27 protein-coding genes are annotated in these 13,928 nt (G+C 34.3%); all 27 read right to left on the reverse strand.

The window, feature by feature from the left end:
- Positions 1–224: 224 nt before the first annotated feature.
- The 27 genes from rplQ to rplB all read right to left on the reverse strand — a co-directional run bounded on the left by rplQ (position 225) and on the right by rplB (position 13,905).
- On the reverse strand, positions 225–566 hold the full coding sequence (gene rplQ, locus KGNDJEFE_RS00110) for a 50S ribosomal protein L17 (RefSeq protein ID WP_006440526.1): 342 nt from the start codon (positions 564–566) through the stop codon (positions 225–227).
- Between the two features lie 50 nt (positions 567–616).
- Complete coding sequence (locus KGNDJEFE_RS00115; protein ID WP_006440525.1) at positions 617–1,564, reverse strand: DNA-directed RNA polymerase subunit alpha; 948 nt, start codon at positions 1,562–1,564, stop codon at positions 617–619.
- Positions 1,565–1,651: 87 nt separating this feature from the next.
- Entirely contained in the window at positions 1,652–2,275 is a 624-nt protein-coding gene (gene rpsD, locus KGNDJEFE_RS00120; protein ID WP_006440524.1) for a 30S ribosomal protein S4, read from the reverse strand.
- A gap of 44 nt (positions 2,276–2,319) precedes the next feature.
- The gene (rpsK, locus tag KGNDJEFE_RS00125; protein ID WP_006440523.1) at positions 2,320–2,718 is read right to left on the reverse strand and encodes a 30S ribosomal protein S11; all 399 of its coding nucleotides are present in this window, start codon (positions 2,716–2,718) and stop codon (positions 2,320–2,322) included.
- Between the two features lie 47 nt (positions 2,719–2,765).
- Positions 2,766–3,137 carry a 30S ribosomal protein S13 gene (gene rpsM / locus KGNDJEFE_RS00130; RefSeq protein ID WP_040410593.1) on the reverse strand — a complete coding sequence of 124 codons (372 nt, stop codon included), beginning with the start codon at positions 3,135–3,137 and terminating at the stop codon, positions 2,766–2,768.
- A 136-nt stretch (positions 3,138–3,273) separates the two neighbouring features.
- Positions 3,274–3,387: a 50S ribosomal protein L36 gene (rpmJ, locus tag KGNDJEFE_RS00135; protein WP_002509257.1), complete on the reverse strand. Its 114-nt coding sequence runs from the start codon at positions 3,385–3,387 to the stop codon at positions 3,274–3,276.
- A gap of 27 nt (positions 3,388–3,414) precedes the next feature.
- Entirely contained in the window at positions 3,415–3,633 is a 219-nt protein-coding gene (gene infA, locus KGNDJEFE_RS00140) for a translation initiation factor IF-1 (RefSeq protein ID WP_040410592.1), read from the reverse strand.
- Between the two features lie 166 nt (positions 3,634–3,799).
- Positions 3,800–4,546, reverse strand: coding sequence for a type I methionyl aminopeptidase (gene map / locus KGNDJEFE_RS00145; RefSeq protein WP_006440520.1), 747 nt, complete (start codon positions 4,544–4,546; stop codon positions 3,800–3,802).
- Between the two features lie 3 nt (positions 4,547–4,549).
- Positions 4,550–5,191 (reverse strand): adenylate kinase, encoded by a 642-nt coding sequence (locus KGNDJEFE_RS00150; protein WP_006440519.1) that lies wholly within the window; start codon positions 5,189–5,191, stop codon positions 4,550–4,552.
- A 24-nt stretch (positions 5,192–5,215) separates the two neighbouring features.
- On the reverse strand, positions 5,216–6,484 hold the full coding sequence (gene secY / locus KGNDJEFE_RS00155; protein ID WP_006440518.1) for a preprotein translocase subunit SecY: 1,269 nt from the start codon (positions 6,482–6,484) through the stop codon (positions 5,216–5,218).
- A gap of 43 nt (positions 6,485–6,527) precedes the next feature.
- Positions 6,528–6,971: a 50S ribosomal protein L15 gene (gene rplO / locus KGNDJEFE_RS00160; protein WP_006440517.1), complete on the reverse strand. Its 444-nt coding sequence runs from the start codon at positions 6,969–6,971 to the stop codon at positions 6,528–6,530.
- 34 nt (positions 6,972–7,005) lie between these two features.
- Positions 7,006–7,191, reverse strand: coding sequence for a 50S ribosomal protein L30 (gene rpmD, locus KGNDJEFE_RS00165; protein WP_006440516.1), 186 nt, complete (start codon positions 7,189–7,191; stop codon positions 7,006–7,008).
- Between the two features lie 13 nt (positions 7,192–7,204).
- Positions 7,205–7,711: a 30S ribosomal protein S5 gene (rpsE, locus tag KGNDJEFE_RS00170; protein WP_006440515.1), complete on the reverse strand. Its 507-nt coding sequence runs from the start codon at positions 7,709–7,711 to the stop codon at positions 7,205–7,207.
- An 18-nt stretch (positions 7,712–7,729) separates the two neighbouring features.
- Entirely contained in the window at positions 7,730–8,098 is a 369-nt protein-coding gene (rplR, locus tag KGNDJEFE_RS00175; protein WP_040410591.1) for a 50S ribosomal protein L18, read from the reverse strand.
- Positions 8,099–8,142: 44 nt separating this feature from the next.
- The gene (gene rplF / locus KGNDJEFE_RS00180) at positions 8,143–8,685 is read right to left on the reverse strand and encodes a 50S ribosomal protein L6 (protein ID WP_006440512.1); all 543 of its coding nucleotides are present in this window, start codon (positions 8,683–8,685) and stop codon (positions 8,143–8,145) included.
- Positions 8,686–8,715: 30 nt separating this feature from the next.
- Complete coding sequence (gene rpsH, locus KGNDJEFE_RS00185) at positions 8,716–9,114, reverse strand: 30S ribosomal protein S8 (RefSeq protein WP_006440511.1); 399 nt, start codon at positions 9,112–9,114, stop codon at positions 8,716–8,718.
- 31 nt (positions 9,115–9,145) lie between these two features.
- Positions 9,146–9,331 (reverse strand): type Z 30S ribosomal protein S14, encoded by a 186-nt coding sequence (locus tag KGNDJEFE_RS00190; RefSeq protein ID WP_006440509.1) that lies wholly within the window; start codon positions 9,329–9,331, stop codon positions 9,146–9,148.
- Positions 9,332–9,348: 17 nt separating this feature from the next.
- The gene (gene rplE / locus KGNDJEFE_RS00195; RefSeq protein ID WP_006440508.1) at positions 9,349–9,891 is read right to left on the reverse strand and encodes a 50S ribosomal protein L5; all 543 of its coding nucleotides are present in this window, start codon (positions 9,889–9,891) and stop codon (positions 9,349–9,351) included.
- 25 nt (positions 9,892–9,916) lie between these two features.
- Entirely contained in the window at positions 9,917–10,222 is a 306-nt protein-coding gene (gene rplX / locus KGNDJEFE_RS00200; protein ID WP_006440507.1) for a 50S ribosomal protein L24, read from the reverse strand.
- A gap of 23 nt (positions 10,223–10,245) precedes the next feature.
- Entirely contained in the window at positions 10,246–10,614 is a 369-nt protein-coding gene (gene rplN, locus KGNDJEFE_RS00205; protein WP_006440506.1) for a 50S ribosomal protein L14, read from the reverse strand.
- Between the two features lie 24 nt (positions 10,615–10,638).
- Complete coding sequence (gene rpsQ / locus KGNDJEFE_RS00210; protein ID WP_040410590.1) at positions 10,639–10,893, reverse strand: 30S ribosomal protein S17; 255 nt, start codon at positions 10,891–10,893, stop codon at positions 10,639–10,641.
- Between the two features lie 24 nt (positions 10,894–10,917).
- A complete protein-coding gene (rpmC, locus tag KGNDJEFE_RS00215; protein WP_006440504.1) occupies positions 10,918–11,121 on the reverse strand; it encodes a 50S ribosomal protein L29 in 204 nt (67 codons plus the stop codon).
- A 1-nt stretch (position 11,122) separates the two neighbouring features.
- Positions 11,123–11,551, reverse strand: coding sequence for a 50S ribosomal protein L16 (rplP, locus tag KGNDJEFE_RS00220; protein ID WP_040410589.1), 429 nt, complete (start codon positions 11,549–11,551; stop codon positions 11,123–11,125).
- Between the two features lie 33 nt (positions 11,552–11,584).
- A complete protein-coding gene (gene rpsC, locus KGNDJEFE_RS00225; protein WP_006440502.1) occupies positions 11,585–12,376 on the reverse strand; it encodes a 30S ribosomal protein S3 in 792 nt (263 codons plus the stop codon).
- A gap of 17 nt (positions 12,377–12,393) precedes the next feature.
- Positions 12,394–12,726: a 50S ribosomal protein L22 gene (rplV, locus tag KGNDJEFE_RS00230; protein WP_006440501.1), complete on the reverse strand. Its 333-nt coding sequence runs from the start codon at positions 12,724–12,726 to the stop codon at positions 12,394–12,396.
- Positions 12,727–12,750: 24 nt separating this feature from the next.
- On the reverse strand, positions 12,751–13,032 hold the full coding sequence (rpsS, locus tag KGNDJEFE_RS00235; protein WP_006440500.1) for a 30S ribosomal protein S19: 282 nt from the start codon (positions 13,030–13,032) through the stop codon (positions 12,751–12,753).
- 42 nt (positions 13,033–13,074) lie between these two features.
- Positions 13,075–13,905 (reverse strand): 50S ribosomal protein L2, encoded by an 831-nt coding sequence (gene rplB / locus KGNDJEFE_RS00240; protein ID WP_006440499.1) that lies wholly within the window; start codon positions 13,903–13,905, stop codon positions 13,075–13,077.
- Positions 13,906–13,928 lie beyond the last annotated feature (23 nt).

Consider the following 13,928-nt stretch of genomic DNA (forward strand, 5'->3'; position numbering starts at 1 on the left):
AGACTGTAAAGTCTAACAGCCTGTATCCCCAGTTTATATTCCCTCTAGATATTTATTCCTCTAGTAGCTCTTTTTTCTTATATTAAATTAAATTTTTATTTCCTCAGATATTTATTGTATAAAGTCAATTCATTATAATTTTCTTAGTTTTTTTGATTATATCTTTAATTCTAAAAATGCTATGGCATATAAAATACCATAGCATTTATTTATCAATACAGTAATTATACTAATTCTATGAAGGCCATTTCAGCAGCGTCGCCTCTTCTTGGTCCTTTTTTGATTATTCTAGTATATCCACCATTTCTTTCAGCATATTTTGGAGCTATTTCTGTGAATAAGTTACTAACAACAGTTTCATCAAGAACATAAGCTAAAACCTGTCTTCTAGCGTGAAGATCTCCTCTTTTTGCAAGAGTTATCATCTTTTCAGCCATTCTACGAGTTTCTTTTGCTCTAGTTACTGTAGTTTCTATTCTTCCTTCTCTTAGTAAGTCAGTTACTAAGTTTCTTAACATAAGGTTTCTGTGAGCAGTTTCACGACCTAATTTACGGTAAGTTGCCATTCTGTCCCCTCCTTTTCGAGTTTATAAATTTATTTATATTCGAAAGTCCATTATTCTTCGTTAGGTTTTAATCCTAGTCCTAATTCATCTAGTTTCTGTATAACTTCTTCTAGAGATTTTTTACCTAGGTTTCTAACCTTCATCATATCGTCTTCAGATTTATTAGCTAGTTCTTCTACTGTGTTTATACCCGCTCTTTTTAAACAGTTGTATGATCTTACTGATAAATCTAATTCTTCGATTGTCATTTCAAGAACTTTTTCTTTCTGGTCTTCTTCTTTTTCTACCATTATTTCAACATTGCTTACATGCTCTGTTAAATCTATGAATAGTTTAAGATGTTCAACTAGAACTTTGGCAGCTAGAGATATTCCTTCCTGAGGATTTATGCTTCCATTTGTCCAAACTTCTAAAGTTAATTTATCATAGTCAGATTTCTGACCTACTCTTGTATTTTCAACATGGTAGTTTACTTTTTCTACAGGAGTATATATTGAGTCAACAGGTAATACACCTATTGGCATGTTTTCTGTTTTGTTTTCTTCAGCAGGAACATATCCTCTGCCTTTGTCAACATGTATATCCATATTAAGCTTAGAACCTTCGTCTAATGTAGCTATTTTAAGATCCTTGTTTATTATTTCAACATCTGGTGGGCATATTATGTCTGCACCTGTTACTGTGCAAGGACCCTGAGCTTCTATTTTAAGTGTTCTGTTACCTTCACCGTCTATAGTAGCTGAAAGTTCTTTTAAAGTTAATATTATTTCTGTAACATCTTCTTTAACTCCAGGTATAGTAGAGAATTCATGAAGAACTCCTTCTATTTTAACAGCGTTAACTGCAACACCTGGTAATGAAGATAACAGTATTCTTCTTAGTGCATTTCCTATAGTTATTCCATATCCTCTTTCAAGAGGTTCAACTACGAATTTACCATATCTGAAATCTTCGCTAAGTTCTATTATATCTACCTTTGGCTTTTCTATTTCTATCATGGATAAAACCCTCCTTAACATTCAGTAATCCACTGAGGGTAAATAAATTTTAATTTAATATAAGTTATTAAGCTAACTAATTTCTTATTATTTAGAGTATAACTCTATGATTAAGTGTTCAGCTATTTCAAGATCTATATCTTCTCTAGTTGGAAGAGAAACAACTTTAGCACACATTTCATCTAAGTTATTTTCTAACCAGTTTGGAGCTATTCTAGTGTTGTTTTCAACTAAAGCTTTGAATTTAGCTGATGATTTAGATGTTTCTTTAACTGCTATAACATCACCAACATTAACTGTTAAAGATGGTATATCAACTTTTTTACCATTTAAAGTAAAGTGAGCATGAGTTACTAACTGTCTAGCTTCTTTTCTAGATGCAGCTAATCCCATTCTGTAAACAACATTGTCTAATCTTCTTTCTAATAAGCTTAAAAGATTAGCCCCTGTTTTACCAGGCATTTTTTCTGCTCTTTCATATAAGTTTCTGAACTGAGTTTCTAGAACTCCGTATATTCTTTTAACTTTCTGTTTTTCTCTTAACTGTTCTCCGTAGTTAGAAACTTTTTTTCTTCCCTGTCCGTGCTGACCTGGAGCGTAGTTTCTTCTATCTAAAGCACATTTATCTGTATAGCATCTGTCACCTTTAAGGAATAATTTCATTCCTTCTCTACGGCACTGTCTGCATGATGCACCTGTATATCTTGCCATTAAATTACACCTCCTGCGATTATTTCTATATATATATTCTCGAATTACACTCTTCTTCTTTTTGGTGGTCTACAACCGTTGTGTGGTATTGGAGTAACGTCTTTTATCATAGTTACTTCTAGACCTGTTGCCTGTAAAGCTCTTATTGCAGCTTCTCTTCCTGAACCTGGTCCTTTTACGAATACTTCAACAGTTTTTAAACCGTGTTCCATTGCAGCTTTTGCAGCTGTTTCTGCTGCCATCTGAGATGCGAATGGAGTCGCTTTTCTTGATCCTTTGAATCCTAACTGACCTGAAGACGCCCAAGATATTGCGTTTCCGTGTACGTCAGTTAAAGTTACTATTGTATTATTAAATGTAGACTGTATATGTGCATGTCCACGTTCTATATTTTTACGTTCTTTTCTTCTAACACGTGTTACTTTCTTTTTAGCTTTTGCCATTTTTACTGTTTCCCTCCTTTATATTTTTAATATATAGTTAATTTAATTTATTTTTTCTTTTTACGAGATACAGTCTTTTTAGGACCTTTTCTTGTTCTTGCATTAGTTTTAGTTTTCTGACCTCTACATGGAAGACCTTTCATGTGTCTTATACCTCTGTAGCATTTTATATCTCTAAGTCTTTTTATATTTAAAGCTATTTCTCTTCTTAAGTCACCTTCAACTAAGAAGTCTTCATCTATTATTTTTCTTAATTCATTAACTTCGTCTTCTGATAAATCTTTTATTCTTGTATCAGGATTTATCCCGGCTTTAGCTAATATTTCATTTGAAGTTGCTTTACCTATACCATATATATAAGTTAAGCCTATTTCTGCTCTTTTTTCTCTAGGTAAGTCTACCCCAGCTATTCTTGCCATTATTGCACCTCCTATAATTGATTTCAATTTATTTTCCGTATCTAGATAATTATCAATATTCAACGCCGCTGTTAACAATCACAGTATATTATTATACTACATAAGCGACTAAAATACTAGTAATATTTTATAAGTTTTATCCCTGTTTCTGTTTGTGTTTAGGGTTTTCACATATAACCATTACTTTACCTTTTCTTTTTATAACTTTACATTTTTCACATATTGGTTTTACTGATGGTCTAACCTTCATTATTTATCCCTCCTCAGACTAAAACGTCTACTTCTTACGCCAAGTGATTCTTCCTCTTGTAAGATCGTAAGGTGAAAGTTCAACATTTACCTTGTCCCCTTCAAGAATTCTTATGAAGTTCATTCTTAGCTTCCCTGAAATGTGACATAATATTTCATGTCCATTTTCAAGTTTTACTTTAAACATTGCATTAGGTAAGCTTTCAACAACTGTACCTTCTAATTCTATAACATCTTTTTTGGCCATATTAATTAACCAAACCTCCATTTCAGTAAGCTGATTTTTTACCAGCTTCTTAAGTTCCGCTTTTATAAAGATTTCATTATATCTTTTGAGGATAGTATCTTTGGCTCTTAATACTATCACTCAAAAGATCTGTCTTTCTAATTTGCTTAACTTTTTATTACCTTGACTAAAACTCTGTAAGTATAAGAGGTTCATCTTCAGTAATTGCTATTGTGTGCTCGTAGTGAGCTGATTTTTTCTTATCTGCTGTAACAGCAGTCCATCCATTTGATAAAGTGAACACGTGGCAAGTCCCGACGTTTACCATTGGCTCAATGGCTAACACCATACCCTTTTTTAATCTAGGGCCTTTACCTGGTGGACCATAGTTAAGTATCTCTGGACTTTCGTGAAGTCGTTTCCCTACTCCATGTCCAGCATATGCCCTAACTACTGAAAAGTTGTTATTTTGTATGTGTACTTGTATCGCATGCGAGATATCTGAAAGTCTATATCCGACTTTCGCAAATTTTAATCCTTCATAGAAGCTCTCTTTTGTAACTTCTATTAGTTTCCTATCCTCTTCAGATATCACAGCAACGGCATGTGTCTTTGCAGCATCCCCATGATATCCTTTATAATAGGCACCTATATCAATACTTATAATGTCACCTTCTTGAAGTATTCTTTTCCCAGGTATTCCATGGACAACCTCTTCATTGATTGAAGTGCAAATACTTGCCGGGAATCCGTTATACCCTTTAAAAGAAGGTTCTGCATTATACTTCCTGATATTATTTTCAGCTATTTTATCTAACTCCTCAGTTGATATTCCAGGAGCAATAGCTTTTCTCAGAACTTCATGAGTATCAGCGACTATTTTTCCCGCTTCTCTCATGAGTTCTATTTGTCTATCATTTTTCTTGATTATCATTGATTAGCTTAAAGATTCTACTATATCAGCGAATACTTTATCTATATCCTGATCACCATTTATGTCAGCTACTATTCCCTGTTCAGAATAATATCCTACTAATGGTTTAGTTTCATCTAAGTAAACCTGTATTCTTCTAGAAACAGTTTCTTCATTGTCGTCTGCTCTCTGATGTAGAGGTTCTCCACATTTGTCACAAACGCCTTCTACTTTAGTTGGATTAAATTCTACGTGGAATGTTGCACCGCAAGCTTTACATATTCTTCTTCCTACAGCTCTTCCTACTAATATACTCTTATCAACTTCTATGTTAACTATTTTATCAAGTTTTAATCCAGCTTCATTTAAATATTTGTCAAGCTGTTCAGCCTGATTTATATTTCTTGGGAATCCATCAAGCATGAATCCATTTTTGCAATCTTCCTGAGATATTCTATCAACAACAAGTCCGCAAGTTAATTCATCTGGAACTAGAAGTCCCTGATCCATGTATTCTTTTGCTTTTGTTCCTAATTCTGTGCCTTCTTTTATATTCTTTCTAAATATGTCTCCAGTAGATATATGAGGTATATCGTATTTTTCCACTATTTTTGCTGCCTGAGTACCTTTACCTGCCCCTGGAGGTCCAAGTAATATTATTCTCATATTATTCATCTCCAATTCGATAAATTATTTTAAAAATCCCTGGTAATTTCTCATTACTAAATTCGATTCAAGCTGTCTCTTTAATTCAAGAGCAACTCCGACAACGATTAGAAGTGAAGTACCTGCTAAACTCATCGGTAATGAAAGATAATGAGTTATAAGTGCTGGTATCATAGCGATTACACCTAGGAATGCAGCACCAGCTAAAGTTAATCTTGATAATATTCTTGATAAATAATCTTCTGTTGGTTTTCCAGGTCTTATTCCTGGTATAAATCCACCACCATTTTTCATATTCTTAGTTATATCTTCTACATTGAAAGATATAGTTGTGTAGAAATATGAGAAGAATATTATAAGTAATATTTCTATTGATCTATATATCCAGAATCCCTGCTCTGTAGCTCCACTTAACCACTGCTGAACAAACTGCTGAGCATCTGTTCCCATGAACATTGCTATTGTCTGTGGCATAGCTAATATAGAACTTGCGAATATTATTGGCATAACTCCTGACTGGTTAACTTTCATAGGTATGTGAGAACTCTGTCCTCCATACATTTTTCTTCCAACAACTCTTTTCGCATACTGAACTGGTATCTTTCTTGTAGCTTCCTGTATAAATGTAACACCTAATATAGTTAAAAGTATTACTACAACAAGAAGTATAGCAGCCCAAATTGGTGTAGCACCAGATTTTATTTGGTTTGCTATAGCTATTCCATCTATTGGTATTCTTGATATTATACCAACAAATATTATAACAGAACTACCATTTCCTAGTCCTTTTTCTGTTATTCTATCACCAATCCACATAACCATCATACTGGCAGAAACAAGTGTTATTATAACAGTTGTGATGAAAAATACATTATCAGATTTTAAAGCACTTCTAACAATTCCAAGTGTTATTCCTATCGCCTGAACAAATGCTAGTGCAAGTGCAGTACATCTTGTGTACTTATCCATCTTTTTCTTTCCTTCTTCTCCTGATTTTTGAAGTTCTTTTAAACTTTCAAATCCAACAGTAAGAAGCTGTATGATGATCGAAGCAGTGATATAAGGTCCTATTCCTAAAGCAAATAGTGTAAAGTTACTAAATGCTCCCCCAGTAAACATATTGTATAGAGATAAAAGATTATTACCTTCTACCATCTGTTTTATAATACTTGTGTCTATCCCTGGCACCGGTATAGTAGTACCTATTCTGAATACCACTACCATCATTAGTGTATATAGAAGTTTTTTTCTTATTTCCTTAAGTTTCCAAGCCTGCTTTATCTGTGACAGCACGTTTTAATCACCCCGCTTGACTGGCCTGGAGAACAGCAGGTTATTATACTAACTCTGCTTTTCCTCCAGCTTTTTCTATTTTTTCCTGAGCTGAAGCAGTGAATTTAGCTGCTTTAACTGTTAAAGCTTTTTCTAATTCACCTTCACCTAAGATTTTTATTCCATCTTTAGCTATTTTGCTTATAACTTTAGTTGATTTTAATAATTCAGCTGTTATTTCAGTTCCGTTTTCGAATCTGTTAAGATCTTTAACGTTTACTTCAGTGTATTCTTTAGCAAATATGTTAGTGAAACCTCTCTTAGGAAGTCTTCTTGATAAAGGCATCTGTCCACCTTCGAAACCAACTCTAACTCCTCCACCTGAACGAGACCACTGACCTTTCTGTCCACGTCCTGAAGTTTTACCCTGTCCAGTCGCAGTACCTCTACCTAATCTTTTAGTAGATCTTACAGCACCTTTAGCAGGTTTTAATTCATGTAATTTCATGGTTTTGCACCTCCTTTAATTTCCGTTTTGATTATTATTCAGCTATTTCAGTCACTTCTACTAAGTGAGAAACTTTTTTTATCATACCTCTCATCTGAGGTGTATCTTCTTTAACTACTACCTGTTCTCTTTTTCTTAACCCTAACGCTTCAACGTTTTTTCTCTGATTAGGAGTAGTTCCTATTGTACTTCTAACTAATTTTATCTGTAATTTAGCCATTTTAACTACCTCCTTAACCTAATAATTCTTCAACTTTTTTTCCTCTTAATCTAGCTATATCTTCAGCTGTTTTAAGTGAATTAAGTCCTTCTATAGTTGCGTTTACCATGTTTCTTGGGTTATTAGAACCTAAAGATTTAGCTCTAACGTCTTTTAATCCAGCTAATTCAAGTACGGCTCTTGCAGGACCCCCTGCTATAACTCCTGTACCTTCTGCAGCAGGCATTATAAGTATTTTACCAGCACCGAAGTGTCCGTTAACTTCGTGAGGTATAGTAGTACCAACCATTGGTACAGTTATTAAATTCTTTTTAGCATCTTCTACGGCTTTTTTTATAGCGTCTGGAACTTCCATTGCTTTCCCAGAACCTATACCTACATGTCCGTTTTCATCTCCAACAACTACTAAAGCTGCGAATCTAAAGTTTCTACCACCTTTAACAACTTTAGTAACACGTCTAACTTCAACAACTCTTTCCTGTAGATCAAGAGCTGATGCATCTATTGGTTTACGTAGCATGTGTTTCCCTCCTTTTTATTAGAATTTAAGACCAGCTTCTCTAGCTCCGTCTGCTAATTCTTTTATTCTTCCGTGATATATATATCCACCTCTGTCGAATACAACTTCAGTGATTCCTTTTTCTATAGCTTTTTTAGCAACTAATTCTCCAACTTTTCTAGCTGCTTCTTTGTTTCCTGTATGTCCAACAGCTTCTTTAACTTCTTTTTCTAATGAAGAAGCAGCAGTTAAAGTAACTCTCTGAACGTCATCTATTATCTGAGCATATATGTTGTTAGCACTTCTGAAAACACAAAGTCTTGGTCTAGCAGCTGTACCAGCAAGATTTTTTCTTACTCTTTTATGTCTCTGAACTCTTTTAGCGTTTTTATCAGCTTTTTTTATCACTTCATTCACTCCTTTCCAGTGTGTATATTAAGTAATTATTTTACTTATTTTTTACCAGTTTTACCTTCTTTACGTATGATTACTTCATCAACGTATCTTATACCTTTACCTTTATATGGTTCTGGTTTTCTCCAAGCTCTTATTTTAGCAGCGTAGTTTCCTACTAACTGTTTGTCAGTACCTTTAACAACTATTTCTAGCTGGTTTGGACACTCAACTGTTATACCTTCTGGATCTTCCATTTCTACTGGATGAGAGAATCCTAAGTTCATAACTAATGTTTTTCCGTTTTTCTGAGCTCTATAACCAACACCCTTTAATTCCATTTTCTTTTCGTATCCTTCACTAACACCAATTATCATGTTGTTTAGTAAAGTTCTTGTTAATCCGTGTAAAGATCTATGTTTTTTGTTGTCAGTTGGTCTTGTAACAACTATTGTATTTTCTTCTTTGTTTATAGTTAATTCATCACTTAACTGTTTTACTAATGTTCCTTTTGGTCCTTTTACTGTAACTAAGTTTCCTTCAGCTATTTCAACTTCAACTCCTGCAGGAACGTTTATTGGTTTAACACCTATTCTTGACATCGTAGCACCTCCTTACTTTTTAAACGATTATTACCAAACGTAGCAGATTACTTCTCCACCAACATTTTCTTTTCTTGCTTCTCTATCTGTTAATATACCTTTAGAAGTAGACATTATAGCTACACCTAATCCGTTTAATACCTTTGGTATTTCGTCTTTAGAGCTGTAAACTCTCATACCAGGTTTAGATATTCTCTTAAGTCCTGATATTACTCTTTCGCCTTCTATTCCGTACTTTAATTGTAATCTTATTATTCCCTGTTTTCCATCTTCTATAACGTCATAACCTTTAACGAAACCTTCTTCAAGAAGTATTCTAGCTATTTCTTTTTTTATGTTAGAAGCGGGAACGTCAACAGTTTCATGCTTAACTGTGTTCGCATTTCTTATACGAGTAAGCATATCTGCAATTGGATCTGTCATTGTCATTTTATAGCCCTCCTTCCATTCTTTCCAAATCTTACCAACTTGCTTTTCTTACGCCAGGTATTTCACCTTTGTATGCTAATTCTCTAAAGCATATACGGCATATTCCAAAGTCTTTTAAAACTGCATGTGGTCTTCCACATATAGAACATCTAGTGTATTCTCTAGTTTTATATTTCTGTTTTTTCTGCTGTTTAACAACCATTGCTTTTCTAGCCACGGGAATCCCTCCTTTACTTACTTAGAAAATGGCATTCCTAATAATTTTATTAATTCACGAGCTTCTTCGTCAGTTTTAGCTGTAGTAACGAAGATTATGTCCATTCCTCTAACTTTGTCTACTTTATCGTATTCTATTTCAGGGAATATTAACTGTTCTTTTATTCCTAGTGCGTAGTTTCCTCTTCCGTCGAATGAATCTGCACTTACACCTCTGAAGTCTCTAACTCTTGGTAAAGAAACAGAAACTAATTTATCCATGAAGTAGAACATTTTGTCATCTCTTAATGTAACTTTTGTACCTATTGGCATTCCTTCTCTTAATTTGAAGTTCGCAACAGATTTTCTAGCTCTTGTTATAACTGGTTTCTGACCTGCTATTAATTCTAATTCTTCAACAGCTTTTTCTAATCCTTTTGGATTTTCTTTAGCGTCACCTATCCCCATGTTTATAACTATTTTAACTAATTTAGGTATTTCCATTACGTTTTTGTATTCAAATTTCTCCATTAAAGCTGGAGCAACTTCTTTTATGTATTTTTCTTCTAATCTAGAAGCCATTTAAGGTCCCTCCTTTCATTACTTATTATAATTCTTTTCCGCTCTTTGCTGATACTCTTACTTTAACTCCGTCTTTTTCTACGAATCTAACTCTAACACCTTTTCCTGTTTCAGGATCAAATGGCATTACGTTAGACATATCTATTGGAGCTTCTTTGTTTATTATTCCACCCTGCTGGTTCATAGCAGATGGTTTCTGGTGTTTAGTTATTACGTTAACTCCTTCAACAGTAACTTTGTTTGCTTTAGGGTTTACGTTAAGAACTGTACCTTTTTTACCTTTGTCTTTTCCTGCTATAACTACTACAGTGTCACCTTTTTTAACTCTCATCATTTCTCATTGCACCTCCTTAATTATAAAACTTCTGGAGCAAGAGAAACTATTTTCATAAAGTCATTATCTCTTAATTCTCTTGCAACAGGCCCAAATATACGAGTTCCTACTGGAGTTTTATCGTCTTTTATTATAACTGCTGCATTTTCATCAAATGATATATAACTTCCGTCGTTACGTCTTACGCCTTTTTTGCTTCTTACTATAACTGCTTTTACAACTTTACCTTTTTTTACAACTCCACCTGGTGTTGCACTTTTTACTGTAGCAACAACTACGTCGCCTATATTAGCATATCTTCTTTTACTTCCACCAAGAACACGTATAGTTAATAGTTCTTTGGCACCAGAGTTGTCTGCAACTCTTAGACGAGTTTCCTGCTGTATCATCGTAATCCCTCCTTCTTAAAAAAACTATTTAACCTTTTCAACAACTTCAACTAATCTAAATCTTTTATCTTTTGATAAAGGTCTAGTTTCCATTATTTTAACTCTATCTCCGATGTTACATACGTTGTTTTCATCATGAGCTTTGAATGTTTTTGTTCTCTTAACACGTTTGTTGTATAATGGATGACGAACGAATTCTTCAACAGCAACAACTATTGTTTTATCCATTTTATCACTTACAACACGGCCTATTCTAACTTTTCTTCTTCCTCTTTCCATGTCTAAAAAGCCTCCTTCCAATTATTAAGCTCTAGCTTCGTTTAACTTTCTTTCAGCAAGAACAGTTTTAACTTTTGCTATATCTTTTTTAACAAATTTGATTCTAGCTGTATTTTCTAACTGACCAGTAGCTAATTGGAATCTTAAGCTAAATAATTCACTTTTGAATTCGTTTAATTTTTCTGTAAGCTGTTCACTTGTTAATTCTCTTAATTCTTTAGCTTTCATCCTATTCACCACCCTTTACCTGATCTTCTTTTTTAACAAATTTACATTTGATAGGTAGTTTGTTAGCAGCAAGTCTCATAGCTTCTCTTGCTTTCTCTTCTCCTACACCACCTATTTCGAACATTACTCTTCCTGGTTTTACAACTGCTACCCAGTATTCTGGTGAACCTTTACCGGCACCCATACGAGTTTCAGCTGGTTTTCTTGTTATTGGTTTATGAGGGAATATTTTTATCCAAACTTTTCCCCCTCTTTTCATATATCTTGTCATCGCAACTCTGGCTGCTTCTATCTGGTTTGAAGTTATCCAAGATGGTTCCATAGCAACTAGACCGAAATCACCGTAAGTTACTGTGTTACCTTTGTTAGCTTTCCCAGACATGCTTCCTCTGTGAACTCTACGACGTTTAACTCTCTTTGGCATTAACATGAGTATTTTTCCTCCCTTCCTCGAACCTTTTAATTAGTTTTCTTTATTTTCAGTTCTCTGAGGTCTTGATCCCTGAGGTCTTCTGTTTCCTCTGTTGTTTCTATCATTTCCTCTTCTGTTATTTCTCTTATTATCTCTGTTGTCTCTTCTACCTGGTCTTTCAGGTCTTGGATCTGCACCTGGAACGTGTTTAGTTGGAAGAACTTCACCGTTGCATATCCAAACTTTTATACCTATTTTACCGTAAGTAGTATCTGCTTCAGCGAATCCGTAATCTATATCAGATCTTAAAGTCTGTAGAGGTACATTTCCTTCGCTGTATCCTTCTGTTCTAGCCATTTCAGCTCCACCTAATCTACCAGAAGCAGCAACTTTTATACCTTTAGCTCCTGATTTCATAGCTCTCTGTATTCCCTGTTTCATTGCTCTTCTGAAGGCAACCCTTCTTTCTATAGCAGCAGCTATATTTTCAGCAACTAACTGAGCATCTCTATCTACATTTTTAACTTCAACTATGTTAACTATAACAGTTTTTCCAGTTAATTTTTCTAATTCAGCTTTTAAAGCTTCTATTTCAGTTCCTGCTCTACCTATAACAACACCTGGTTTAGCAACATGTAAATCTAATTTAACTTTGTTAGCTGATCTTTCTATTTCTATTTTAGCAACTCCAGCAGAGTATAATTTTTTCTTTAAGAATTTACGGATATTGTGGTCTTCTAATATGAAGCTTCCGAACTCTTTACCATTATTAGTGAACCATCTTGAATCCCAATCTTTTATAACACCGACTCTTAGTCCGTGTGGATTAACTTTCTGACCCATTACTGTACCTCCTTCTCTTATTTTTCTTTAAGTACAACTTCTATATGAGAAGTTCTTTTTCTTATTTCGCATGCACGACCCTGAGCTCTAGGCATGTATCTTTTCATTGTTGGCCCCTGGTTTGCAACTATTGATGCTATGTATAATTTATCTGTATCCATTTCGTGGTTGTTTTCTGCATTTGCTTTTGCTGATGCAACAACTTTTGCTATTATTGAAGCTGCCTCTCTAGGAGTGAACTTTAATATAGCTAAAGCTTCATCAACATTTTTTCCTCTAACAAGATCGCATATCTGTCCTGCTTTTCTTGCTGAAACACGTACATATTTAGCAGTAGCTTTTGCTTCCATTACGTGGTCCTCCTTTCAACATAATTATTTTCTTTTATTTGATTTTTCGTCGTCTTTATGTCCTTTGAAAGTTCTTGTTGGAACGAATTCTCCTAATTTGTGTCCAACCATATCTTCAGTTATGTATACTGGAACATGTTTTCTTCCGTCATGTACAGCTATTGTATTTTCAACGAACTGTGGGAATATTGTAGAAGTTCTTGACCAAGTTTTTATAACTTCTCTGTTTCCGCTAGCGTTCATAGCTTCTACTTTCTTTAATAGACCCTTATGCACGAAAGGTCCTTTTTTAGTTGATCTTGACATGTATGATCCTCCTTTCCGAATAAATAAATCTATTAACGATTACTATTTAGTTCTTCTTGAAACTATTAATTTATTTGAAGCTTTATTTTTCTTTCTAGTTTTGTATCCAAGAGCAGGTTTACCCCAAGGTGTAACTGGTGATGGTCTACCTATTGGAGCTCTACCTTCCCCACCACCGTGTGGATGGTCGTTAGGGTTCATTACAGAACCTCTTACTGTAGGTCTCATACCCATGTGTCTTGTTCTACCAGCTTTACCTATAACAACGTTACCGTGTTCTATGTTACCAACCTGTCCTATAGTAGCTTTACATTCTACGCTTACTAATCTCATTTCACCTGATGGTAATCTTAGTAATGCATTTTTTCCTTCTTTAGCCATTAACTGAGCAGAAACTCCTGCTGATCTTACTAACTGACCACCTTTACCTGGTTTAAGTTCTATATTGTGAACTAATGTACCAACTGGCATGTCTTTTAACTGTAAGCAGTTACCTGGTTTTATGTCAGCACCTTTACCTGATAGTAAAGTATCTCCAACTTTTATTCCAACTGGTGCTAATATATATCTTTTTTCACCATCTGCATAGTGTAATAAAGCTATGTTAGCAGTTCTATTTGGATCGTATTCTATTGTAGCAACCTTTGCAGGTATACCATCTTTATTTCTTTTGAAATCTATTAATCTATATTTTCTTTTCTGTCTTCCACCTCTGTGACGAACAGTTATTCTACCGTGAGCATTTCTACCAGAGTTATTTTTTAGGTTAACTAAAAGTGATTTTTCTGGGCTGTTAGTAGTTATTTCATCAGAAACTAAAACTGTCATCTGTCTTAAGGCAGGAGAAGTAGGTTTAAACTTTTTAATAGCCATTCTTGTTTCCCTCCTTAATAAAT

It is taken from the genome of Peptacetobacter hiranonis, from assembly GCF_008151785.1.
Taxonomy (GTDB): Bacteria; Bacillota; Clostridia; order Peptostreptococcales; family Peptostreptococcaceae; genus Peptacetobacter; species Peptacetobacter hiranonis.